Origin of the sequence: Pantoea dispersa (assembly GCF_019890955.1) — a bacterium.
GTDB classification, from domain to species: domain Bacteria; phylum Pseudomonadota; class Gammaproteobacteria; order Enterobacterales; family Enterobacteriaceae; genus Pantoea; species Pantoea dispersa.
Genome location: NZ_CP082346.1, coordinates 14,484 through 36,924, shown reverse-complemented (window position 1 = coordinate 36,924; position 22,441 = coordinate 14,484). Strand labels below are relative to the sequence as shown.

The window sequence follows — 22,441 nt, the reverse complement described above, 5'->3', positions numbered from 1 at the left end:
ACGTCGCGCCTGCACCAAAGCGCCACCGCTCAAATGGTGGCGCCCATCGACAGCTGATAATGCAAATCCACCTGTTCAATGGTGGGCTGCTGGTTAATCTTCTTCAGCACAATTTCCGTTGCCACTTTGCCCATCTCGAAGCGCGGTGTAATCACACTGGCCAGCCGCGGCGTTGTCGCCTGACCAATCTCCAGTCCGTGGAATCCGGCAATTGCCAGCGCCTGCGGCACTGCAATCCCAGCAGCCTGACACTCCTGCAGCACGCCGACCGCCAGATCATCGTTGGTACAGAGAATGGCATCCATCTGCGGATAGAGCTGGCGCGCCAGCGTCATCATGCCGGTGCCAATCGACACCGAAGAGACTTTGTTCGGAACGATGCGTCCGGCCGGCAATCCGGCCGCCGCCACGGCATCGCAATAGCCGGCGTAGCGCTGCTGGTCACGGCGATCGGACATCGAGCCAAAATAAATCACCCGCTGTTTGCCGCTGGCCAGCAGCATCGCGGTCATGTCGTAGCCGGCACGGTAATTATCAAAGCCGACGTTGATGCGCCCGCGCGTCTCGCTCAGTCCCATCAATTCGGCGACCGGAATGGTGGCCGCGTTAAGATACTTTTCCGCGCGCACGGTGTGCACCGACTCGGTCAGGATCAATCCCTGCACGTTAAAAGCCAGTACCGTGGCAATCTGCTCCTCTTCGCGCTGCGGATTGTAGTCGTAGTTGACCACCAGCGTCTGATAGCCGTGGGCGCTGGTGACCGATTCGATACCGGCCAGCAGATCGGCAAAGATCTGATTATTGAATGAGGGGATGAGTACGCCGATGCGCGGCGGTGGGTGCCGCGACGCCGCGGTGTTTTCCTGTTCGGCGACGTAGCCGATTTCGGCCATGACGCTGGCGATTTTCGCCGCCGTTTCCGCCCTGACCTTTTCCGGCGTGCGCAGATAGCGGCTCACCGTCATCTTGGTGACCCCTGCGAGAGTCGCAATATCGTCCAGAGTGATGCGCTGCGTTTTCATTGCGCGGTCCGCAAAGAGAGCCTGTCAATCAACGTATTATGCCCGCTGGCGAGTCAAAAAAGAAACGCTGCTCCGCCGGTCATACCGCTCGTTCATAGTGCTCAATCACCGCCAGCGCCAGACCGTTGGCCGGATCAATGCGCTGCGGCAGAAAGTGCAGCGCGGTATGGGCAAAGGTAAACGCCAGCGTGCCGGCCTGTGCCGCCTGCTGTACTGCCTGCACAAACGCCGGTTGCGCATTCCACGGGCCGTCAATGATGATGCTGGCCGGATTGACCAGTTGCATCACCTGGCTCAGCGCATGGCCGAGATAGCGGCCGGTCTGCGCCATCAGCTCATACACGATCTCCGGCTCGCTGTCGCCGGACTGCCAGCGTAAGCCGGGCTTGCGCCGGGCCAGCTGCTGCTGGATCGCCGGCAGGCTGACCAGCGTCTCCAGACAACCCTGTCGCCCGCAGCTGCAGCGCGCGCCGTTGGGCTGCACGCTCAGATGGCCTATCTCACCGGCGGTCCAGCTGCTGCCGCTGAACACCTCGCCGCGCTCCACCAGCGCGCCGCCCACGCCGTCGGCGATGCGCAGATAGAAATGGCTCTGCGCTTTATTGAGCTCCAGCTGCTGCACTGCCAGCAGCGCGGCCGCTTTGACGTTATTCATGATGCGCAGCGGCAGCTCAACGCCGCGCCGCAGCGGCGTCAGCACATCGACATCCTGCCAGCCGAGCGGCGCAGAAAAGTGCACCCGCCCGCGCTGAGAATCAATGATGCCGGGAAAACCGATGGCCACGCCCAGCAGCGCCGGATGAGCCGCGCGCAGCGTCTGACACACTTCCGTCAGCTCGTGCAGCAGCCCGTCGGCATCGGCCGTTTCGGTGCGCCAGGTTTGCTCGGCCACCACGCGCGAAAAGTAGTCGCACACGCGCCAGTGAATCGCCTGACGCTCGACCATGATGCCCGCGCTTTTCAGCTGACCCGCGCGCAGTTCGATCTCAATTTTGGGCCGGCCGGCCGCCGCCACGCTGACCGGGCCAAGCTCGTGAATCAGCCCCTGCGCCAGCAGGTCATCGATAATCAGGGAAACGGTGTTTTTGCTCAGGTCGAGCGCCAGCGCCAGGTCCTGGCGGGAAGTGATGCGGGTGGTACGCAGCTGCGTCATCACCCGCTTGAGGTTGTTCAGTCGAAGTACCGCTGGTCCTTTCCCGGCTGCTTTCATCGCACCCTCACCTGACAAAGAGTAATAGGTGTAAGTTTAGCAGCCCGCACCGGCAGTTAATCGCCGGTAAAACCGGGTTTTTACCGCTTCTGCCGCGTATCAGTACTCGTCGCCGCGCACGCGGCTGCGGTAACTTTCCCAGTCAAAACGCACCCACAGGCTATTACCGAGGCGCATGCGATCCATCACCCGTTCGCCAAGCAGCGTATTCATGCCGGCCGGATCGAGGTTGGAGAGCATGCCGGTCGGCCGCTTTGACGACGAACGGCGATCGACAATCTGGTTGATGATCACTTTCTCGTAGCGCGATTCGCTCTGCATGCCGATCTCATCGATCACCAGCAGATCGACATGGCTGAGATCCTGCAGCAGCCGCTCTTCGGTCAGGTCGCTGCCGCCGCTGAAGGTGCCTTTCATGCTCGACATCAGGTCGGCCACCGTGACAATCAGCACGCTTTTACCGCGCAGAATCAGATCGTTACCAATCGCCGCCGCCAGATGGTTTTTACCGGTGCCAGGACGGCCGGAGAAGACAAAGCTGGCGATGCTGTTCTCAAAGCCGGCGGCGTATTCACGCGCCAGACTGAGCGCCTTGCGCTGGCCGTCATTTTCGACGCGGTAGTTGTCGAACGAGCAGTTCATGTGCAACTCACGGATGCCGGAGCGGCCCATGATGCGCTGCATCTTCATGGCGCGGTTTTCGCGCACAATCGCTTCTGAGCGCAGCCGGCCCTGCTCCTGATTCCACGCCAGCAGCTCGGCGCCGTTTTTAAACTTTGGCTGCACATCTGCGGGCATGATTTTTTTCAGGCGACTGAAAAGATCGTTCGGCGTTTTCATTACTCACCTCGGAATCCATCGGGAATATCATAATCAGTATTGCTGATCTGGGTGATATCGCGCTTAGGCTGACCGCCGTTGGCGGCGCGGTTCATCTGCACGCTGCGCGCCAGTTTCTGCTGCCACTGTACATGGTGAAACAGCCGGCCTTCCGCCTGCCAGTAGGCGACAAAAGCCGCCAGCTCTGCGGCGGTCACCGGCTCGCTCAGCGCCACGCCCCAGATCGCCGCCTGGCGCTGGAAGTCGCTGTCCGGCTGCCAGCCCGGATACATGGCAAACTTACCCACCGGCACGGCGATCGGCGCGGCGTCGCTGTGAAAAAGGCTGTCGTCCAGCGTGACATCATTCGGCTGCTGCGCCGCCGCTTCCAGCGCCAGCAGGTGCGCGAGGCGCTGCGGCGTGATCGCGTAAAACGCCGGAACATTGTTGTGCAGCACCGCCAGCGTGCCGTTATCGGCCTGCTGCAGCGTGGTGAGGGGATCGTGGCAAAAGCCGTCCAGCCCCACCAGCGTTGAAGATAAGATTTTGACTGACATGAAGAAACCTGACGTTGACTCACCCGGTGCACCGGCGACCCGGTGCTAAGCGGTCAGTGTACCTGTTTTAGCACCGGGGATCGCCATAAAACCGCGCGGATTTAGCGCGAGGCGAAGTGCGGTTCAGCCGCCTCAATGCTGACCACGCGACGGCTGGCGCGGGCCGTTGCCAGCGCCGGGCGGGTTTGCCACAGATAGCGCAGCGATGCCACCAGACACAGGCTGTAGCCAAACAGCTCGCTGCCCTCTTCCGCCATGTTCTTCACCACGCGGTTATAGCCATCCAGCATCAGTTGCTGCCACAGCTCATGCATGCCAAACAGCCGCGAGAACACCAGCACCGCCAGCAGCCCGGCGGCCATCATTTGCCAGCTGCGATGCTGCAGCAGTGCCGCCAGGCCCGGCAGGATTTGCCGCGGCTGACGCAGCGCCATCGCCAGCGAGGCCGCGGTCGTTGCCAGCGCAAACCACAGCCATGCGCCGTGCTGCACCACGTCGAACAGAAAATCCATTTCACGAATCAGCATGCAGCTGAAGAAGCCACCGACCAGAATCAGCGCGCTGCGCTGCTGCGGTCGCTGCCAGGCGGCGAGGAAGAACAGTGCGGCAATGGCCGCCAGCATCAGCTCCTGTGTCGCTTCGGTGAAAGAGGTTTCGTGCAGTGCATCGTTCATCCAATTGACGTCGATGTAGACCATCGCCATACAGAAGACCAGCACCAATCCACTGATGATAAAGGCCGCCAGTTCGCGGCTAATAAGAATAATGTTTTCGCGCATTGTGATACCAAATCAGAAAATAATTAGCGCGCTTATTATATTTCCGCTGGCTGGCACTACTTCTCATTTCATGCCGCTTCAGAAGCTGGCGCTGACGCCGAGGTTGTAAATAAACTGTTCGCCGCTGCTGACCGCGCCGGTCTGGGCGAAGGAGGCGAACGCCGCCATGTTCTGGCCGAGCGGCAGACGGGCACCGACGCTGACATCCATCCAGTTCGTTTCCCGGTTCATCTCTTCCGGCCGATCGCGCGGCACGGCCGTGCCGTCGAAGCTGAGCTGATGGCTGTAACTCACCTGTGCCCACGGCGATATCCAGCCAAAACTGGAATCCACGCGCCAGCCCAGTGAAGCGATGTGTTCGGCGTTATTACGATCGACCGGCGCGCAGGCGGCGCAGCTCAGGGTGGAATCATCGACGGCAAACTGCGCCACCGGACCGGTGCGCAGGCGGTCATTCATCGGCAGATTCCAGCCTGCCGAGTAGCGGTTCACCAGCGGCGAGTTGCCGACGCTGGCCGTTTCGCTGTGCAGCGCCATGCCGCCGCCGGGCGGATTGAGCGCGGCATCAAGCAGATCGCTGTCGCGGTTTTCTGTCAACATCAAATGATTACTGGAAATTTTTTCGGCAAGTATCGCATTGTAATCCGGCGCGCGGCTCTCGCTGGCCTGATCCCAGGCGTGCGCCGGCAGGGCCGCCACCAGTAGCCACCCACCGCTAAAGGCCAGCGCAAGGAGACGCAGGCCGGTCCGCTGACTGTTCTGCCACATGAAAGACTCCTGACGAGCCGGAAGGGATCGGGTTGGCCTTGAAATTGATGATGATCCTGAAGCGTTCACACGGTTGCAGCGCGAACGTCCATGACGTTATTATCGGCACCCATTGATTAACTATTAATCGATTCTTTCAAACGTCAAGCGACTGACCGCTTTTTCCTCATGCTTAGGGAGTGATGCAATGCAGCGATGTGGCTGGGTAACACAGGATGCGCTTTATCTGGCGTACCACGACACGGAATGGGGCGTGCCGCAGACCGATAAGCGCGCCTTATTTGAGATGCTGTGTCTGGAGGGGCAACAGGCTGGTCTGTCATGGATCACCGTGCTGAAAAAGCGCGAGAACTACCGCCAGGCGTTTCATGATTTTGATCCGCAGGCGGTGGCGCTGATGGATGAGGCCGATCTGCTGCGCCTGCTGCAGAACAGCGGTTTGATCCGCCATCGCGGCAAGCTGGAAGCCATCATCAATAATGCCAAAGCGCTGCTGGCACTGGAGGCCACCGGCGAAGACTTTTCCCGCTTTATCTGGTCATTTGTCGATAACAAGCCGATTTTGCACCGTTACGCGGATTACAAACTGGCGCCCACCACCTCCGAACCGGCCATTGCGCTGTCTAAAGCGCTTAAGAAGCGTGGTTTTAAATTCGTCGGGCCTACAACCTGCCACTCTTTTTTACAGGCCTGCGGGCTGATAAACGATCATCAAACCAGCTGTTTCTGCCATCCCGATAATCTTTAAGGCAAAAGTTTACAAATTAAGACTGCGCCTCACGAATTTCCCCATCATTGAACGGCATAATAGTGCCGTTTTGGGGCGTTTTCCCCGTTTCCGTATGAGGGACTTTTTCATGAAAAAGCGTGTACTGGCGCTGGCCTTGTTAATGAGCGGCAGCGTGGCGCTGTCGGGTTGTACCACCAATCCTTATACCGGCGAATCGCAGGCCGGTAAATCGGGCATCGGCGCGGGTCTGGGCGCGGTGCTGGGCGCTGGCGTGGGCGTGCTCTCTTCGTCGAAGAAAGATCGCGGTAAAGGTGCGCTGATTGGCGCAGCGTCCGGTGCGGCACTGGGCGGCGGCGTCGGCTATTACATGGACGTGCAGGAAGCCAAACTGCGCGACAAGATGCGCGGCACCGGCGTCAGCGTAACGCGTCAGGGCGATAATATCGTGCTGAACATGCCGAACAACGTGACCTTTGACTCGAGCAGCGCCAACCTGAAACCGGCCGGCGCGAATACGCTGACCGGCGTGGCGATGGTGCTGAAAGAGTATCCGAAAACCGCCGTCAACGTGGTCGGCTTTACCGATAGCACCGGCACGCGCGCGCTGAACATGCGCCTGTCGCAGCAGCGAGCAGAAAGCGTTGCCAGCGCGCTGATCGTGCAGGGCGTGGCGCAGAACCGCCTGCGCACCCAGGGCATGGGCCCGGATAACCCGGTCGCCAGCAACAGCACCGAAGCCGGTAAAGCCCAAAACCGTCGCGTCGAAATCACCCTGAGTCCGCTGGGCTAAGGCACAGGCCGGTCTGCCGCTGCAGGCCGGCTTTTGACGCGCTTTTACGCGCTTATTGACGCGCAAAGCAGCAGATAACGCGTAAACGTCGCCGGACGATAGAGCCAGCGATGACTTTATGCTAGCGTGATCAAAATTTGATCAGTGGAAAGCCATCATGTCACTCAAAGCTATCGCCTCCGCCCTTGGCCTCTCTGTGACCACCGTGAGCCGCGCGCTGAATGGGTTTGATGATGTCGCCGCTGCTACCCGCAAACGCATCGAAGAGGAAGCCGACCGGCGCGGTTATCGCCCGAATGCCGCCGCGCGCCGCCTGAAGACCGGCCGTGCCAATGCGGTCGGGCTGGTGTTTCCGGTCAGCAATGCCTCACTCAACGACAGCTACTACAGTGAAATGCTGTTGACGCTCGATCAGCGTCTCGCCCTGCACGAGATCGATCTGTTGTTGCTCCCTGACAAACCGCAGGATCAGCAGCGCAATTTGCTGCGTATGCTGCGCAGCGGTGTGCTGGACGCGCTGATTGTCACCCATACCACGCCGCAGGATGTGCGACTGCAGCGCCTGCAGCAGAAGGGTTTTCGCTTTCTTACGCTGGGGCGCAGTCAGCTGCCGCAGCCTTACGCCTGGTTTGATTATGATAACCATGCCGGAACGCTACTGGCGGCGCAGCACTGCCAGCAGCAGGGCTATACGCGCATCGCTTATCTCGGCGGTAACGAGCCCAGCACCTACATTCTTGACCGCCGGCAGGGGTTTATCGACGCGCTGCCCGCCACGCCCTGCGCGCAGCAGGCTGGCTGGATGGCCGCGCTGCCGCCCTCGCGCCGCGCGGGCTATCAGCAAACCCGTGCCTGGCTGGCGCACGTTATCCAGCCTGACGCCATCATTACCGACTGCAGCCCGCTCGGCGAAGGCGCAGCGATTGCCCTGCAGCAGGCCGGGCGTCTGAGCGGCGCGCAGGCAATTCCCCTGTACGTGTACGATGGTTTGCCGCACGACTCCATTATCACGCAACCGGTCAACGCGATTCTGCAATCATCACAGCAGCGGATTGGCGAACGCGTCGCCGAAATGGTGCTGCAGCTGCTGGAAGGCGCGCCGCCCGCGCAGTTACAGACGCTGTGGCAGCCAATGCTGCGCCTCACTTCTGACGCACAGTGATTGCGCGGGTGCCGCGCTGTGATAGTCTTCGCCTGATGCAATTAATCAGGTGTATGTGATGAAAACCAGGCCGCCACGAGCCACAATCAGTGACGTTGCCCGCACGGCAAAAACCGGTAAAACCAGCGTTTCCCGCTATCTGAATGGCGAAGTTCATCTGCTTTCGCCGGATCTGAAAGCCCGTATCGAACAGGCGATTGCCGACCTTAACTACCGCCCCAGCCAGATGGCGCGCGGACTCAAACGCGGCCGCACCCGGCTGATAGGCCTGATCATTGCCGATATCACCAATCCCTACTCGGTGGATGTGCTGAGCGGCATTGAAGCCGCCTGCCGCGCGCGCGGCTTCACGCTGCTGATGTGTAACACCAACAACGAAGTTGACCTCGAACAGCACTACCTGCAGCTGCTCAGCAGCTATCAGGTGGAAGGCATTGTGGTGAATGCGGTCGGGATGCACGAAGAGGTGCTCAACCGTCTGCAGCAGTCGATGCTGCCAATGGTGCTGATTGACCGCAAAATTCCCGACTTCGCCTGCGACGTGGTCGGGCTCAACAACCCGGAGGCCGCCCGCATCGCCACCCGGCATCTGCTGGATAACGGCTATGAAGCGCTGCTGTTTCTCAGTGAACCGCTCGGCAGCGTCAATACCCGCCGCGAACGTCTCGCCGCCTTCTTTGATACCATCAGCGGCGCGCCACAGGTGGTGGCAGAGAATGCCGAAGTGGTGTTGCATCAGCCGGCACAGCTGGAACAGGTGCTGCAGGCGTTTCATCAGCGCCATCCGGGCAAACGCTGCGCGGTGATGGCGGCCAACGGTGCGCTGACGTTACAGGTGGCGCGGGCGTTACAGCGCCTGACGCTGCGCTGGGGCGAGAGCATTGGCCTGCTGGGCTTCGACGAACTGGAGTGGGCAGCGCTGGCCGGCGTCGGCATCACCACGCTGAAGCAGCCCACCTGGCAGATCGGCTATGCCGCGCTGGAGCAGGTGATCGCGCGTATCGAAGGCAGCGAACAGCCGATTCGCGAGCAGGTTTTCTCCGGCGAACTGATTGTGCGCGGCTCCAGCCAGCCGCTGCGCTAATCCCACTTTTCATGGCTCACTTCGTGAGCAGGATCATAATTCCGCACTCTGCCACTTTCCTTTGGAACCGGTTCCATTAAGCTTTTTACAGCACATTAACGTGCTGTCCGGCGCATAACGGTGCGGCGGGCAGTACAGCGAGACAGGCTGGAGGAAAGATGTCGAAAGCGGAAATTATTGTGGTCACGGCCGCCTACGGCGCGCACAAGGTGGCAGAACTGGGCGGCCAGGCAGCGCTGCTGCCGCTGATTAAAGCGGCCGGTGCCGATGGCGTCGAGATCCGCCGCGAGCTGTTCAGCGACGACGAATTGTGCCAGCTGCATACGCTTAGCGACGCGCTGCGTCAGCATCAGCTCAGCGTCAGCTATTCAGTGCCGGAAGCGCTGTGGCAGGCGGATGGTGCGCTCAATCCGCGTCTGGCGCAGTTCCTGCAGGAAGCTGAGCTGCTGGGCGCTCAGCGCCTCAAGCTGGCACTGGGTCACTATGTCTCGCTGGCCAATCGCCAGCTGGTCGAGGTGCTGGCCGGCTCGCGCGTCACGCTGGTCATCGAAAACGATCAGACGCCGGACAGTAAGCTGACACCGATGCTGCACTTCTTCCATCACGCCTGCGATGCCGCGCTGCCGCTGGATATGACTTTCGACATGGGTAACTGGCACTGGACCGGCGAAGACGTCCTGCAGGCAGCAGCGCAGCTCAGTCGCTACGTGAGCTACATTCATGTTAAGGCGGCGGTGCCGCACGGTGACAGCTTCCGCGCCATTGCGCTGGATGACGCCGACGACAGCTGGCGCACGCTGCTGCAGGCGCTGCCGGCCGATGCACCGCGCGGTATTGAGTTCCCATTAGCCGGCGCAGATTTACTGGCGGTGACCCGCCACTACGTCGATCTGCTGCGCGCGGTGTAAGGAGTTGAGCATGACACACACCTCTCAGCTGGATGTCGTCACCATTGGTGAAGCGATGGCGATGTTTATCGCCGGGCAAACCGGCGATCTCGCCGCAGCCGATCAGTTCACGAAGCGCATTGCCGGTGCCGAACTTAATGTGGCGATTGGTCTGGCGCGCCTCGGTTTGCAGGTTGGCTGGGTCAGCCGCGTCGGCGACGACAGCTTCGGCCGTTTTACCCTACAGCAGCTGGCGAAAGAGCATGTCGACCACCGCTGCGTGACCATTGATAACCGCTATCGCACCGGTTTTCAGCTCAAAGCGCGCGTGGACGACGGCTCCGATCCGGAAGTGGAGTATTTCCGTAAAGGCTCCGCCGCCAGCCACCTGTCACCGGATGATTTCGACGAAAGCTATTTCGGCAGCGCGCGCCATCTGCATCTGAGCGGCGTGGCCGCCGCGCTTTCCGATAGCTCGCTGGCACTGGCTAAACACGCGGCAAAAGAGATGCGCGCCCGCGGCAAAACCATCTCCTTTGATCCTAATCTGCGTCCGGTGCTGTGGCGCAGTGAAGAAGAGATGCGTAAGCAGCTGAATTTGCTGGCAGAATACGCCGACTGGGTGCTGCCAGGTGAAAAAGAGGGGCTGATTCTGACCGGCTACCGTCAGCCTGAAGCGATCGCGGATTTCTACCTCGATAAAGGCGTGCGGGCGGTGGTGATCAAAACCGGCAGCGACGGTGCCTGGTATAAAACCGCCGCGGGCGAGCAGGGCCAGATTGCGCCGATCCACGTGGAGAATGTGGTGGATACCGTCGGCGCGGGCGATGGCTTTGCAGTCGGGCTGATCAGCGCGCTGCTGGAAGGGAAATCGCTGCCGCAGGCGATTCTGCGCGGTAACAAAATTGGTTCGCTGGCGATTCAGGTTGCCGGCGACAGCGAAGGTCTGCCGACGCGCGCAGCGCTCGGCGATTATTAAACAAACGCACGGACCCGTAGCGGCGCAATTTATTGCGCACATGCAGGACGCAACGTCAACAACGCGCGATGAATCGCGCCGCTACGATGCCGTGCCAGTACGCTAAAACTGTCTCTACACCCTAATTTCGAGACGCATCCACAGAATGCGCCCGCCTCAACCAGAGGAGTCACCCATGAAATCGCAGACAATCGCGCCAAAACGCTGGTGGTATATCATGCCCATCGTGTTTATCACCTACAGTCTGGCGTATCTGGACCGGGCGAACTTTAGCTTCGCTTCTGCCGCAGGGATAAATGAGGATCTCGGTATCACCAAAGGCATGTCATCGCTGCTCGGTGCCCTGTTCTTCCTTGGCTACTTCTTCTTTCAGATCCCCGGCGCGGTCTATGCCGAGCGCCGCAGCGTAAAAAAACTGATTTTCTGGTGTCTGATTCTGTGGGGCGGCTGCGCCTCGCTGACCGGTATCGTCAGCAATATTCCGATGCTGGCCGCCATCCGCTTTGTCCTCGGCGTGGTGGAGGCGGCGGTGATGCCGGCGATGCTGATCTACATCAGCAACTGGTTTACCAAATCCGAGCGCTCCCGCGCGAATACCTTCCTGATCCTCGGCAACCCGGTGACGGTGCTGTGGATGTCGGTGGTGTCCGGCTACCTGATTAACTCCTTTGGCTGGCGCGAGATGTTCATCATCGAGGGCTTCCCGGCGGTGATCTGGGCAATTGCCTGGTGGTTTATGGTGCAGGATAAACCGGCCCAGGCCAAATGGATGAGCGACGAAGAGAAAGCGGCGCTGCAGGCACAGCTGCAGAAGGAGCAGGAGAACATTAAAGCGGTGCGCAACTACAGCGAAGCCTTCCGCAACCGCAACGTTATCCTGCTGTGCCTGCAATATTTTGCCTGGAGCATCGGCGTGTACGGTTTCGTGCTGTGGCTGCCGTCGATTCTGCGTAACGGCACGCAGATGGGCATGGTAGAAGCGGGCTGGCTGTCGGCGGTACCCTATCTGGTGGCGACCATCGCCATGCTGGTGGTGTCGTGGGCGTCGGACAAGACGCAAAACCGTAAGCTGTTTGTCTGGCCGCTGCTGCTGATTGGCGCACTGGCGTTCCTCGGCTCGTGGATGGTGGGTTCCAGTAACTTCTGGCTGTCGTATGCGCTGCTGGTGATTGCCGGCGGGGCCATGTACGCCCCCTATGGACCGTTCTTCGCCATCATTCCGGAGATGCTGCCGCGCAATGTTTCCGGCGGTGCCATGGCGCTGATTAACAGTATGGGCGCACTGGGTTCCTTCATCGGTTCATGGATCGTAGGCTATCTTAATGGGGCGACCGGCAGTCCTGCCGCCTCCTATGTCTTTATGGGTGCTGCGCTACTGGCGTCGGTGTGGCTGACGCTGATTGTTAAACCGGCGGCCAACAAAACGCCGCCGCCGATTCACGGGGCGAAGCACGCCTGAAAGCGTAAGCGATGACTTTTCCGGGCGACTCAGGTCGCCCGTCACACGTTCTACAGGGAGCAAATAATGAAACCTGCTGTGATTCTGTACAAGAGCCTGCCCGATGACCTGCGTGCCAAGCTGGACCAGCACTTCAGCGTCACGGAAGTGAAAGATGTCTCGCCGGAGACGGTGAAACAGCATGCGGCGCAGTTCGCCGCAGCGCAGGGTCTGCTCGGCTCCGGCGGCAAAGTGAATGATGAGCTGCTGGCCAGCATGCCGGCGCTGCGTGCCTGTTCTACCGTCTCCGTCGGCTATGACAACTTTGACGTTGATGCGCTCAACCAGCGCAACGTTCTGCTGATGCACACGCCCACCGTACTGACCGAAACCGTGGCCGATACCATGATGGCGCTGGTGCTGAGCACCGCGCGTCGCGTCACCGAGCTGGATAAATGGGTCAAAGCCGGTGAGTGGAAAAAGAGTATCGATGCTGAGCACTTCGGTATCGACGTACACCACAAGACGCTGGGCATTCTCGGCATGGGCCGCATTGGTCTGGCACTGGCGCAGCGCGCCCACTTTGGCTTTGGTATGAACATTCTGTACAACGCCCGCCGCCAGCATGAAGAGGCGGAAACCCGCTTTGGCGCGCGCGCCTGCGATCTGGAAACGCTGTTGAAAGAGAGCGATTTTGTCTGCATCAGCCTGCCGCTGACCGAGCAGACGCACCATATGATCGGTGCGGAACAGCTGAAACTGATGAAGCCGAGCGCGATTCTGATCAACGCCGGACGCGGTCCGGTGGTCGATGAGCAGGCGCTGACCGCCGCACTGAAAGACGGCACTATTCACGCCGCCGGACTGGATGTGTTTGAAGTCGAGCCGGTGCCGGCCGATGCGGAAATCCTCACGCTGCCGAACGTGGTCGCACTGCCGCACATCGGCTCCGCCACGCATGAAACGCGCTACGGCATGGCGCGCGATGCGGTCGACAACCTGATCGCCGCGCTCAACGGTAAAGTGGAGAAAAACTGCGTTAACCCGCAGGTCCAGGCTTGATCGCACGGCTTTAGCCATTGCGCCTGCCGGTTGCGGGCGCTATGGTGGTCTTCCCCCTGATAACAATGTTTTTACCTCCTATGGCTTTTTCTCAGTTCGGCGACAAATTTACGCAACATTCCGGCATCTCTCGTCTGATGGAAGATATGGGCGAAGGGCTGCGCACGCCTGGCACGATCATGCTGGGCGGCGGTAATCCGGCGCAGATTCCGGCCATCAATGATTATTTCAGTCAGTTGCTGTTGCAGATGCATCAGGACGGCAAGCTGAACGAAGCGCTGTGCAACTACGACGGCCCGCGCGGCAAAGCGCTGCTGCTGGAGGCGCTGGCTACGCTGCTGCGCGAGGAGCTCGGCTGGCCGGTGACGCCACAAAATATCGCGCTCACCAACGGCAGCCAGAGCGCGTTCTTTTACCTGTTTAATCTGTTCGCCGGCCGCCGCGCCGACGGCAGCAAAAAGCGCGTGCTGTTCCCGCTGGCGCCGGAATACCTCGGCTATGCCGATGCCGGGCTGGAGGAGGATCTGTTCATCTCCGCCAAACCCAACATTGAACTGCTGCCGGAAGGCCAGTTCAAATACCACGTCGATTTCGACCATCTGCCGCTGAATGGTGAGACTGGCCTGATTTGCGTGTCACGTCCGACCAATCCAACCGGCAACGTCATCACCGACCACGAACTGCTGCAGCTGGATGCGCTGGCACAGCAGCACGGCGTCCCGCTGCTGATCGATAACGCCTACGGCGTGCCGTTCCCCGGCATCATCTTCAGTGAGGCACGTCCGCTGTGGAACCCCAACACCATTCTGTGCATGAGCCTGTCGAAGCTGGGCCTGCCGGGCGCACGTTGCGGGATTATCATTGCCGATGAGAGCACAATCAGTGCCATTGGTAACATGAACGGCATTATCAGCCTGGCGCCAGGCAGCATCGGTCCGGCGATTGCTACCGAGATGATTGTGCGTGGCGATCTGCTGCGCCTGTCGCAGGAAGTGATTAAACCGTTCTATCAGGCCAAGGTTAGCGAAACTATCGCGATTATTCGCCGCTATATCAGCGAAGATCGCTGCCTGATCCACAAACCGGAAGGTGCTATCTTCCTGTGGCTGTGGTTCCGCGACCTGCCGATCAGCACCGAAGCGCTGTATCAGCGCCTGAAAGCGCGCGGCGTGCTGATGGTGCCGGGCCACTTCTTCTTCCCGGGGCTGGAACAGGCCTGGCCGCACACCCATCAGTGCATGCGCATGAATTACGTACCGGACAGCGACAAGATTGAGCGTGCGGTACAGATTCTGGCGGAAGAGCTGGATAACGCCTGGAACGCTTAATCCGCGCTTAACGACAGCTGGCACCACTGCGCCAGCTGCTGAATCGCCTGTTCGACTTCGGCGTTCCAGCCAAAACCGGCGTTGAGCCGGAAGCAGTGATCGTAGCGGTGATCGGTGGCGAAGATGTGCCCGGGCGCGATGCCGATGCCCGCGTTGCGCGCCTTGAGAAACAGCGCGCGCACGTTCAGCGCCTGTTGCGGCATCTCCACCCACAGCACGTAACCGCCCTCTGGATCTGACACACGCGTGCCCGCCGGGAAGTAGCGCAGCACCGCCTGGCGCATATGGTGGATCTGATTTTTCAGCTCGCGCCGCAGCTTGCGCAGGTGCGCATCGTAACCGCCGCTGCGCAGCAGTTCGGCAATCGCCGCCTGCGACAGCACCGACGTGCCCATGCTGGTGGTGTACTTCAGCGAGGCGATTTTGCGCATGTACTTGGTGCTGTGCACCCAGCCAATACGGATGCCGGGCGCCACGGTTTTGGAAAAGCCGCTGCACAGGATGGCATTGGGGCTGAAGGCGCGCATCGGAAACGGCCGGCGCTCGCCGAAAGCCGTATCGCCAAAGATATCGTCCTCAATGATCACCACATCATTCTCATCGGCCTGGCGCGCAATATACGCCTTATGCTCGTTGGGAATGCTTTTGCCCAGCGGATTATTGATGTTGTTGATGGTGAGATAGGCCTGCACCGCTTTACGCCGGAACAGCCCGGTGAGTTTCGCGACGTTAACGTAACCCTCCGGCCCGGCTTCCACTTCAATGACGCGCAGGTTGAGGTTGTGCAACATCTGTAGCAGCACGAAGTAGCACGGCGACTCCACCGCCACGATATCGCCCGGCCGCGTGGTGGCGCGCAGCGCCAGCGAAATCGCTTCAATGCAGCCGTTAGTGACCAGGATGTCATCGGCGCTGATATTGCAGCCATAATCCACCGCGCGCCGGGCAATTTCCGCCTTGAGCGGCGCATAGCCGGTGCCTTTCACCGTATTACCGAGCAGCGCCGGTTTGCTGTAACCCATCTGCCGCATCAGCAGGCCAATTTTTTTCACCGGATAGAGCGAGATGTCGCCGTTGGCCAGATCGAGCCGCACGCGGCAGTCCGATCCCAGCATCGCCAGGTGCAGTTCGGTTTGCTCATCCAGCGGCGCCACTTCGCGCGGCTGCTCGCTGAATACCGCCGGCACTTTTTTCTCTGTGGGACGCGGTGCGACAAAAAAGCCAGACTTCGGCCGTGCCACCGCGTAGTGCTCATCCTCCAGCGTGCGTAATGTTTTCAGCGCAGTGGTCATGCTGACGCGATACTGCGTCGCCAGCGTGCGCACCGACGGCAAACGGCTGTCGGGCGGCAGCGATCCGCTGTGAATGGCCTGTTTTATCTGCTCAGCGATCTGACGGTAACGACTGCTCTGACTCTCCTGTTCCTGCGTTTCACCCGCCATCTGTTCCACCCCATATCGTGCTGATCTGTGCGTATTCATCAGATTACATTCAAAGTACTTTAGGCTGCATCTGTTAATTCAGCTTCACGCAGCACCTTCGTGGCCCGTTTTCCAGCCCGTTGTCGCCCGCACGGCAGCGGCGATTTTATTAGCCAAAGGATGAAGTGAAAAATGAATAATCTGTCCGCGATGATGAGTGAAATTGAAGAATACCTGACGCCCGCGATTCTCGATTCCGCCCAGCACTGTGCTCAGCGACTGCTCGCCGCCCTGCCCGATCCCGACCATCCCGAACGTAACCGCGTGCTGCTGGCCTATGGCGGCGGCAAAGACAGCAGCTATATGGTGGCCTACGTACGTTACATTCAGGGGTTAATCTGGCAACAGCGCAACAGCACGTTTCAGCTGCGCATCAGCACTAACCGCCATGCCGCCATGAATGACAGCGTGATGGAAAACATCGACCGCGTCTATCGCGCGCTGCGTATCCATGACGACGCGTTCACCGAGTGCCTGGTGACCGACGGACTACAGATTCGTCCCTTCGATCGCCATTTGCCGATGCCGCAGAGCGTGCGCCAGCAGAACCGCGACGATGTGCTGATGAATGGTCACCGCTTCCGTGCCGACGCGCGCTCCACCTTCTGCAACGCCTGCAACCTGAGCATGGTGAATTCGTTTGGCCTGGCGGCGCACTACGATGGCGGCGTCGATGTGATCATCACCGGCGATTCGCCGCAGGAGCAGACCGCTTACCTTGCGTGGGCGCGCCACCTGTCAAAACTGTTTGATGCGCCGATGGCCGATAAGTCGCGCGGCTTCAGCGGCTTTCTGCACACGCTAGACGGCGTGGCGGCGCGCTACTTCGCCGACATTTACGGCGCTGACCAGGTCACGCCGGCACATCGCATTACCTGGCAGCTGGCGCGCGACCCGCTGTTCTTCAACATCTATCAGGACACCGCTTATGAGGCTGGCGCGCACTGGGCGCTGCTGACCGAATTCATGCATTTCCGCTTCGACGAGCTGATGTTCAGCTTTTCCGAATCGGACTGCGGCAACCCGACGTTAATGGCACATATTCGCGGTCTGCGTGCGGAGACGCTGTTGCAGCGCAGCTACGCCGAAGGCATTCGCGAATATGTGCGCTTTGCGCTCGGCCTGATGGTGCAGAAGGACTTTCCGCCGCAGCTGATTGATGAGATGGCCGCGCGCTATCAGGATGATGCCGCGATTGCCCGCGCACGCCAGCGCGCCGCTCAGTTCGCACTCGATGCTTTCGGCCTCAGTGAAACCCAGCTGGTATGCATGATCTATTCACCGTTTATCGCCGCCGGCCAGCAGCTGAAAGCCTGGCTGCTGCAGCTGCCGGCCGCGCCGGAGGAAGCCGCGGTGCGCGCCTTGCTGAGCGGAGAGAGCGAGGATGTGGCGCTGGCGCAGCAGCTCACGCAGCTGTCTGGCCTCAGCGTGGCGCAGATGCGGCACTGCTGGCGCAGCGCGGCGGTGAGTTCGCTGCTGGACGGCGCACGCGGCGATGCGCTGTCGCGCGTGTTGCGTTTCGACCCGCACAAAGCGGTGATTCAGGTTAACAACGGTGCGTTACAGGACATCGTTACTGAAGTGATTTCCGGGCGTTAACCCGGTAAGGCGACGCGATGAGAAAGATTTTTCTGCAGATTGGCGCCACGCGTGACGGGCAAAATCCCTACTGCGCGGTGGCAAAACGCGAAGGCTATTTTACTGTACTGGCCGAAATGGGGGATTTTGTCGACTATCAATCGCTCAGCATCGCCCTGCCGTTCGATCTGATTGTGCGTCTCGATCGCCCGGAAAATCCGTGGGATGTCCTCAATGCCTGTCTGCACGCCGGTCTGCTGGAGCATCCACAGGTGGTGCTGGCCGGTTTTGAGGCTTACAACGCCAGCGCTGGCCGGGTGCGTGAACTGCTGGCCGGCCCGGATGCCGGTCCGGGTTTTATCCCGCCGGATAAATATGCACAGCGCATGGCGCTACGCAAAGCCTGGCCGCGTTTTCCACAGCCGGAGTTTCGCTTCTTTGCCTCACCGCTAAGCATTGGCGACGCGCGGGATGCGCTGCTCTACCCCTGCGTGATCAAACCGGTCGACGGCGGCGGCGGGCTGGGCATCTGGCTGGTGGAAGAGGCCAGCCAGCTGGATGCGGTGATTGCCCGGCTGCTCGACACCATGAACTATGGCGGACGCGGCTTTACCGGCTTTATCGTCGAAAGCTGGCTGGCCGGTGACGAATATTCGCTGCAGGGCGTGGTGGAGAATGGACACGCGGTGGCGCTGACCTGCTGCCAGAAGGTGATTGAGCAGCATACCGAGGCCGACGGCTGTATCAGCTTTTACGAATCCGGCCATGTGGCGATGGCGGCGCAGCAGCTGCCCGCCGCCTTCACCAGCCTGATGAGTTTCTGCTGTGAAACCTTCGGCTACCGGAGCGGCGCTTTCCACATCGACTTTATTATGGTGAATGGCGAGCCGCACTTTCTCGAAATGGGCTTTCGCCTGTCCGGCATGGGCGTGGTGAATCTGGTGGAAGAAGTGACCGGCATCAACTGGGCCGAGGTGGCCTTTCAGGTTGAAGCCGGACGCGGCCTGCCTGAACTGCACTTCGCTTCACCGTCACAGGCTGTCGGCCGGCTGCGGTTGCGCCAGCGGCTGCAGTTTGACGCCGCCGAACGCTGGATTGCCGACCATCAGCGCGGCCAGCTGTTACCGCCGCTCAACTTACCGGCGCTGGAGGTCTCGCCGCGCTCATCGCTGTACGCCGATCTGACGCGCCACGCCGGGATTCTCGCTACGCTGCGTCTGCCTGCCGCCAGTCGCGACGAAATTCTGGCGGTGTTTCACGCCCTTCTTGCTGTTCCCGCTTTGACCTCACGGAGAGATTTACTATGTGCAGAATGATTCTGGCACACGGCCAGTTTGACGCCGCTGCGGTACTGGACGCCGCACGCGCCATGAGCTGCGGTGAAACCGCCGCGCACGATGGCCCGATTAAACAACATCCCAACGGCTGGGGCTGTCTGTGGCTGGAGCACGGTCAGATCCGTACGCTGCATGGCAGCGGCACCTTTGCCGAAGCACTACCAGGCATTGACGTCACGCGCATACAGCACAGCCGCTTTCTGGCGGTGCACGTGCGTCACGCCACGCTCAGCAAAAACCAGGGCATTGCGTTCTCCCATCCGCTGCGGCGCACCAGCGGCACCACCCAGTGGTACATGATGCACAACGGCTTTTTGCCGACCGTCTATGCGCAGCTTGGCATGGCGCAGTCGCGCTTTGATTCCGCTGAATATCTGGAATATATCGTCGACCGCGTCACGCCCACCGATTTCACCCGCGACTATCTGCGCGAAAAAATGGCCCGGGTGGCGCCGGGTGGCAGCGCGGCAAACGCCATTTTCGTCACCCGCGAGAAGGCCTGGGCGTGGCAATGGCATCCTGATGACACGCCTTACCCCGACTATTTCACCCTGCATCGTTGTCAGCAGAACAACAGCACCTTTATCTCCTCTGAACCTGTTTCAACACTGGGCACGGCGTCAGCATGGCACCGTATGAGCAACCATGAACTTCATGAAATTCCATTTGGAGAGTGAACCCATGGCCATTTTCAATCAGATTCGCGTCATTAACCCCAACATGTTCGTCGAAAGCACCTGGCTGGATGACATCGTCACCGCACGCGTGCCGCTGCTGGTGCTGCGCAATTTCCTCACGCCAGAGGTGCGCAACGCGGTGGTGGCTGATCTCCAGCAGTGCCGCGAGCAGGTACGGGTTTCTCACTATCCAAATGGCGCGCTGACCACGCTCGGCCCGTATCTGGCGAAGCACACCGCCGCGCCGGAAAACTATTTCACCGAACTGCGCGACATCCAGCCGGCGCTGCCGGCCTCGCTGCACGCCCTGCGCGCGCAGATTTACCACTGGGTGCAGCATGCGCTGCGCCTTGAGAGTCTGCAAACCGCCACCGAACCGGCACTGGGTGATTACGCCGGCTCGATTGTACGTTTCCACGCTGACGGCGTCGCTAATCCGCTGCATAACGACAACATCGTGCGCGATGCCGCTGGCAGCGGTCTGGCGGTGACGCACATTCTGCATCAGCTGAGCTGCGTCGTGTGCCTGCAGGAGTGCAACGCCGGCGGCGCGCTGCGCATCTTCAATAAGAAATGGCAGCCGGAAGACGAGCGCTTTAAAACGCCCGGCGAGCTGGGCTACCAGAGCGGCGTCATCGCCGGCAGCGAGACCTGTGAGTTCGCGCCGCGCAGTGGCGATATCTATCTGTTTAATCCCGCGTTTTATCATGAAATCGATCGCGTTGAGGGCGACACGCGCATCACCATGGGCTTTTTCTTTGGCCTGACCGACAAAAAAATGAAGCACGCCATTGCCTGGAGTTAATCCCGGCCTTAGACGAGGAAGACAGTATGACAACCTATGACAAAGTGATTGCGCTGCTGGATGCGCAGCAGGCCCGCTACCGCGTGGTGGAGCATGAGGCCATCGGCCAGACCGAGGTGATCAGCGCCATCCGCGGAAACGATCTCCAGCAGGCAGCCAAAGCGATGGTGCTGGAAGTCACCATGCCGGACGGCGCCGCGCCGCGCTATCTGCTGGCGATCGTACCCGGCGACTGCAAAATCAACTTCAAACACGCCGCGCGTGCCATTGGCGGTAAGAAGTCGACGTTTGCCACCCCTGAGCAGGCACAAGCGCTGACGCAGTGTGTGATGGGCGCGGTGCCGCCGTTTAGTTTTGATGACCGACTGGCGCTGCGCGTGGATGCGCGGCTGCGTGATGTCGGGACGCTGTGGTTTAACGCCGGTGCGCTGGACCGCTCGGTAGCTTTGGATGTGGATGATTATTTTCGACTGATCGGCGATGACTGCGGTGCAGAGATCGCCACACCGGTGACGGCAACCGCCTGATTGCCGCGCTGAGGAATGCGTATGTCCGTTAAAGATATGTTGTTAGCCCTGTGCGTCGTGGTGGCGTGGGGCGTAAATTTTGTGGTGATTAAGCTGGGTTTGCAGGGCATGCCGCCCTTTTTGCTGGCGGGACTGCGGTTTACGCTGGTGGCGTTTCCGGCGATCTTTTTCGTGCGTCGTCCGGCAATTCCGCTGCGCTGGCTGGTGGTGTATGGCATGACCATCAGCTTTGGTCAGTTCGCGTTTCTGTTCCTCGCCATCAAACTCGGCATGCCAGCCGGGCTGGCTTCGCTGGTGCTGCAGGCGCAGGCATTTTTCACCCTGCTGCTCGGCGCACTGCTGCTGGCCGAGAAGCTGCGCTGGAACCACATCGCCGGCATTCTGGTCGCCACGCTCGGCATGTTTATGCTGGCAACCGCCGGTATGGAGGGCCAGACAACCGCGGGCATCACGCTGACCACCATGATGCTGACGCTGGCGGCAGCGCTGTCGTGGGGGCTGGGCAATATCACTAACAAGATTATCCTGCGCAACCGCAAGGTACCGGTGATGTCGCTGGTGGTGTGGAGCGCGCTGGTACCGATTGCGCCGTTCTTTGCCTGTTCGTGGTGGTTCGAGGGCGAATCCGCCATTGTCACCAGCCTGCTGGATATTTCGCTGCAGACGGTGCTGGCGCTACTCTATCTGGCGTTTTTCGCCACCATCATTGGCTACGCCATCTGGGGCAATCTGCTCAGCCGCTACGAAACCTGGCGCGTGGCGCCGCTGTCGCTGCTGGTGCCGGTGGTCGGCATTCTCAGCGCCGCGCTGATCCTCGGTGAAACTCTGTCGGCACAGGAGATTCTCGGCGCGTCGGTGATCATTCTCGGGCTGCTGGTGAATGTGTTCGGCGGTATGGTGAGCCAGCGCCTGCTGGTACGTACCTGATGATGCAGCCATAAAAAAACGCCGCGTTGCAGCGGCGTTTTTCTTTACTTCGTTAGCCTTATTTCAGGATTTCAATCCGGCGTGGTTTCGCCTCTTCCGGGACGATGCGTTCCAGATCGATACTCAGCAGGCCCAGTTCGAGACGCGCATCGCGCACCACGATGTGATCGGCCAGCTGGAATTTGCGTTCGAAGTTACGTTCTGCGATGCCCTGGTACAGGTATTTACGTTCCTGCTGCTCTTCAGGGTGGGCGCCGCGTACCACCAGCATGTTGTCATGGGCGGTGATATCCAGTTCGCTCTGCGCAAAGCCGGCGACGGCAATGGTGATGCGATAGTGGTTTTCGTCTACCAGTTCGACGTTGTACGGAGGGTAGCCGCCGTTAGCCTGGTTTTGGTTGGACTCAAGCAGGTTAAACAGACGGTCGAAACCAATAGCAGAACGATAAAGCGGAGAGAGATCAAAGTTACGCATAATAAGACTCCTGATAATC

23 protein-coding genes are annotated in these 22,441 nt (G+C 60.2%); 15 read left to right on the top strand and 8 right to left on the bottom strand.

Annotated features, from left to right (window positions below):
- Positions 1 to 29: 29 nt before the first annotated feature.
- The 6 genes from K7H94_RS00185 to K7H94_RS00160 form a co-directional block, all read right to left on the bottom strand.
- The gene (locus K7H94_RS00185; protein ID WP_222951471.1) at positions 30 to 1,022 is read right to left on the bottom strand and encodes a LacI family DNA-binding transcriptional regulator; all 993 of its coding nucleotides are present in this window, start codon (positions 1,020 to 1,022) and stop codon (positions 30 to 32) included.
- A gap of 79 nt (positions 1,023 to 1,101) precedes the next feature.
- Positions 1,102 to 2,232, bottom strand: a complete 1,131-nt coding sequence (locus K7H94_RS00180; RefSeq protein ID WP_021506882.1) for an ROK family protein — start codon at positions 2,230 to 2,232, stop codon at positions 1,102 to 1,104.
- Between the two features lie 99 nt (positions 2,233 to 2,331).
- Positions 2,332 to 3,072, bottom strand: a complete 741-nt coding sequence (gene dnaC / locus K7H94_RS00175; protein WP_021506883.1) for a replicative helicase loader DnaC — start codon at positions 3,070 to 3,072, stop codon at positions 2,332 to 2,334.
- The gene (dnaT, locus tag K7H94_RS00170; protein ID WP_021506884.1) at positions 3,072 to 3,608 is read right to left on the bottom strand and encodes a primosomal protein DnaT; all 537 of its coding nucleotides are present in this window, start codon (positions 3,606 to 3,608) and stop codon (positions 3,072 to 3,074) included. Before dnaT ends, dnaC begins: the two co-directional genes overlap by 1 nt.
- 101 nt (positions 3,609 to 3,709) lie before the next feature.
- Complete coding sequence (locus K7H94_RS00165) at positions 3,710 to 4,387, bottom strand: hypothetical protein (protein WP_215786900.1); 678 nt, start codon at positions 4,385 to 4,387, stop codon at positions 3,710 to 3,712.
- Between the two features lie 78 nt (positions 4,388 to 4,465).
- Complete coding sequence (locus K7H94_RS00160; RefSeq protein WP_222951470.1) at positions 4,466 to 5,155, bottom strand: autotransporter domain-containing protein; 690 nt, start codon at positions 5,153 to 5,155, stop codon at positions 4,466 to 4,468.
- A 187-nt stretch (positions 5,156 to 5,342) separates the two neighbouring features.
- Between K7H94_RS00160 and K7H94_RS00155 the strand changes: the two genes are divergently transcribed.
- The 9 genes from K7H94_RS00155 to K7H94_RS00115 all read left to right on the top strand — a co-directional run bounded on the left by K7H94_RS00155 (position 5,343) and on the right by K7H94_RS00115 (position 14,615).
- Positions 5,343 to 5,903 (top strand): DNA-3-methyladenine glycosylase I, encoded by a 561-nt coding sequence (locus K7H94_RS00155; RefSeq protein WP_058758178.1) that lies wholly within the window; start codon positions 5,343 to 5,345, stop codon positions 5,901 to 5,903.
- Between the two features lie 109 nt (positions 5,904 to 6,012).
- Positions 6,013 to 6,675, top strand: coding sequence for an OmpA family lipoprotein (locus tag K7H94_RS00150; RefSeq protein WP_021506888.1), 663 nt, complete (start codon positions 6,013 to 6,015; stop codon positions 6,673 to 6,675).
- Between the two features lie 157 nt (positions 6,676 to 6,832).
- A complete protein-coding gene (locus K7H94_RS00145; protein WP_104189516.1) occupies positions 6,833 to 7,837 on the top strand; it encodes a LacI family DNA-binding transcriptional regulator in 1,005 nt (334 codons plus the stop codon).
- Positions 7,838 to 7,895: 58 nt separating this feature from the next.
- Positions 7,896 to 8,921 carry a LacI family DNA-binding transcriptional regulator gene (locus K7H94_RS00140; RefSeq protein ID WP_058758181.1) on the top strand — a complete coding sequence of 342 codons (1,026 nt, stop codon included), beginning with the start codon at positions 7,896 to 7,898 and terminating at the stop codon, positions 8,919 to 8,921.
- A 158-nt stretch (positions 8,922 to 9,079) separates the two neighbouring features.
- Entirely contained in the window at positions 9,080 to 9,829 is a 750-nt protein-coding gene (locus K7H94_RS00135) for a sugar phosphate isomerase/epimerase family protein (protein ID WP_222951469.1), read from the top strand.
- Positions 9,830 to 9,839: 10 nt separating this feature from the next.
- A complete protein-coding gene (locus K7H94_RS00130; protein WP_058758183.1) occupies positions 9,840 to 10,787 on the top strand; it encodes a sugar kinase in 948 nt (315 codons plus the stop codon).
- Positions 10,788 to 10,962: 175 nt separating this feature from the next.
- Positions 10,963 to 12,246 carry an MFS transporter gene (locus K7H94_RS00125; protein ID WP_021506893.1) on the top strand — a complete coding sequence of 428 codons (1,284 nt, stop codon included), beginning with the start codon at positions 10,963 to 10,965 and terminating at the stop codon, positions 12,244 to 12,246.
- 66 nt (positions 12,247 to 12,312) lie between these two features.
- A complete protein-coding gene (ghrB, locus tag K7H94_RS00120; RefSeq protein WP_222951468.1) occupies positions 12,313 to 13,287 on the top strand; it encodes a glyoxylate/hydroxypyruvate reductase GhrB in 975 nt (324 codons plus the stop codon).
- A gap of 80 nt (positions 13,288 to 13,367) precedes the next feature.
- A complete protein-coding gene (locus tag K7H94_RS00115) occupies positions 13,368 to 14,615 on the top strand; it encodes a valine--pyruvate transaminase (protein WP_222951467.1) in 1,248 nt (415 codons plus the stop codon).
- Here the strand turns inward: K7H94_RS00115 and K7H94_RS00110 are convergent.
- A complete protein-coding gene (locus K7H94_RS00110) occupies positions 14,612 to 16,057 on the bottom strand; it encodes an aminotransferase-like domain-containing protein (protein WP_058775612.1) in 1,446 nt (481 codons plus the stop codon). The genes K7H94_RS00115 and K7H94_RS00110 overlap by 4 nt on opposite strands.
- 171 nt (positions 16,058 to 16,228) lie before the next feature.
- Here K7H94_RS00110 and K7H94_RS00105 point away from each other — a divergent pair, with 171 nt between their 5' ends.
- From K7H94_RS00105 to K7H94_RS00080, 6 genes are read left to right on the top strand one after another with little or no spacing between them, the layout of a single operon-like run.
- The gene (locus K7H94_RS00105) at positions 16,229 to 17,695 is read left to right on the top strand and encodes a hypothetical protein (RefSeq protein ID WP_059010250.1); all 1,467 of its coding nucleotides are present in this window, start codon (positions 16,229 to 16,231) and stop codon (positions 17,693 to 17,695) included.
- Positions 17,696 to 17,712: 17 nt separating this feature from the next.
- Positions 17,713 to 18,990, top strand: coding sequence for an ATP-grasp domain-containing protein (locus tag K7H94_RS00100; RefSeq protein ID WP_222951466.1), 1,278 nt, complete (start codon positions 17,713 to 17,715; stop codon positions 18,988 to 18,990).
- Positions 18,978 to 19,688 (top strand): class II glutamine amidotransferase, encoded by a 711-nt coding sequence (locus tag K7H94_RS00095; RefSeq protein WP_141496830.1) that lies wholly within the window; start codon positions 18,978 to 18,980, stop codon positions 19,686 to 19,688. Before K7H94_RS00100 ends, K7H94_RS00095 begins: the two co-directional genes overlap by 13 nt.
- Positions 19,689 to 19,692: 4 nt before the next feature.
- Positions 19,693 to 20,493 carry a 2OG-Fe(II)-dependent halogenase WelO5 family protein gene (locus tag K7H94_RS00090; RefSeq protein WP_159377278.1) on the top strand — a complete coding sequence of 267 codons (801 nt, stop codon included), beginning with the start codon at positions 19,693 to 19,695 and terminating at the stop codon, positions 20,491 to 20,493.
- A 26-nt stretch (positions 20,494 to 20,519) separates the two neighbouring features.
- Positions 20,520 to 21,020 carry a YbaK/EbsC family protein gene (locus K7H94_RS00085; RefSeq protein WP_058775617.1) on the top strand — a complete coding sequence of 167 codons (501 nt, stop codon included), beginning with the start codon at positions 20,520 to 20,522 and terminating at the stop codon, positions 21,018 to 21,020.
- A 21-nt stretch (positions 21,021 to 21,041) separates the two neighbouring features.
- Positions 21,042 to 21,947: an EamA family transporter gene (locus K7H94_RS00080; protein ID WP_021506902.1), complete on the top strand. Its 906-nt coding sequence runs from the start codon at positions 21,042 to 21,044 to the stop codon at positions 21,945 to 21,947.
- Positions 21,948 to 22,005: 58 nt separating this feature from the next.
- Here K7H94_RS00080 and ibpA read toward each other — a convergent pair whose 3' ends face one another.
- Entirely contained in the window at positions 22,006 to 22,422 is a 417-nt protein-coding gene (gene ibpA, locus K7H94_RS00075; RefSeq protein WP_010617843.1) for a small heat shock chaperone IbpA, read from the bottom strand.
- Between the last annotated feature and the right edge of the window lie 19 nt (positions 22,423 to 22,441).

Coding starts and splice junctions, on each gene's coding strand:
- K7H94_RS00085 (WP_058775617.1), top strand. CDS start 20,520: ATGACAACCTATGACAAAGTGATTGCGCTGCTGGATGCGCAGCAGGCC.
- K7H94_RS00145 (WP_104189516.1), top strand. CDS start 6,833: ATGTCACTCAAAGCTATCGCCTCCGCCCTTGGCCTCTCTGTGACCACC.
- K7H94_RS00095 (WP_141496830.1), top strand. CDS start 18,978: ATGTGCAGAATGATTCTGGCACACGGCCAGTTTGACGCCGCTGCGGTA.
- K7H94_RS00130 (WP_058758183.1), top strand. CDS start 9,840: ATGACACACACCTCTCAGCTGGATGTCGTCACCATTGGTGAAGCGATG.
- dnaT (WP_021506884.1), bottom strand. CDS start 3,608: ATGTCAGTCAAAATCTTATCTTCAACGCTGGTGGGGCTGGACGGCTTT.
- K7H94_RS00110 (WP_058775612.1), bottom strand. CDS start 16,057: ATGGCGGGTGAAACGCAGGAACAGGAGAGTCAGAGCAGTCGTTACCGT.
- K7H94_RS00125 (WP_021506893.1), top strand. CDS start 10,963: ATGAAATCGCAGACAATCGCGCCAAAACGCTGGTGGTATATCATGCCC.
- K7H94_RS00115 (WP_222951467.1), top strand. CDS start 13,368: ATGGCTTTTTCTCAGTTCGGCGACAAATTTACGCAACATTCCGGCATC.
- ghrB (WP_222951468.1), top strand. CDS start 12,313: ATGAAACCTGCTGTGATTCTGTACAAGAGCCTGCCCGATGACCTGCGT.
- K7H94_RS00155 (WP_058758178.1), top strand. CDS start 5,343: ATGCAGCGATGTGGCTGGGTAACACAGGATGCGCTTTATCTGGCGTAC.
- K7H94_RS00090 (WP_159377278.1), top strand. CDS start 19,693: ATGGCCATTTTCAATCAGATTCGCGTCATTAACCCCAACATGTTCGTC.
- K7H94_RS00100 (WP_222951466.1), top strand. CDS start 17,713: ATGAGAAAGATTTTTCTGCAGATTGGCGCCACGCGTGACGGGCAAAAT.
- K7H94_RS00160 (WP_222951470.1), bottom strand. CDS start 5,155: ATGTGGCAGAACAGTCAGCGGACCGGCCTGCGTCTCCTTGCGCTGGCC.
- K7H94_RS00140 (WP_058758181.1), top strand. CDS start 7,896: ATGAAAACCAGGCCGCCACGAGCCACAATCAGTGACGTTGCCCGCACG.
- K7H94_RS00105 (WP_059010250.1), top strand. CDS start 16,229: ATGAATAATCTGTCCGCGATGATGAGTGAAATTGAAGAATACCTGACG.
- K7H94_RS00185 (WP_222951471.1), bottom strand. CDS start 1,022: ATGAAAACGCAGCGCATCACTCTGGACGATATTGCGACTCTCGCAGGG.
- K7H94_RS00135 (WP_222951469.1), top strand. CDS start 9,080: ATGTCGAAAGCGGAAATTATTGTGGTCACGGCCGCCTACGGCGCGCAC.
- ibpA (WP_010617843.1), bottom strand. CDS start 22,422: ATGCGTAACTTTGATCTCTCTCCGCTTTATCGTTCTGCTATTGGTTTC.
- K7H94_RS00150 (WP_021506888.1), top strand. CDS start 6,013: ATGAAAAAGCGTGTACTGGCGCTGGCCTTGTTAATGAGCGGCAGCGTG.
- K7H94_RS00080 (WP_021506902.1), top strand. CDS start 21,042: ATGTCCGTTAAAGATATGTTGTTAGCCCTGTGCGTCGTGGTGGCGTGG.
- K7H94_RS00180 (WP_021506882.1), bottom strand. CDS start 2,232: ATGAAAGCAGCCGGGAAAGGACCAGCGGTACTTCGACTGAACAACCTC.
- K7H94_RS00165 (WP_215786900.1), bottom strand. CDS start 4,387: ATGCGCGAAAACATTATTCTTATTAGCCGCGAACTGGCGGCCTTTATC.
- dnaC (WP_021506883.1), bottom strand. CDS start 3,072: ATGAAAACGCCGAACGATCTTTTCAGTCGCCTGAAAAAAATCATGCCC.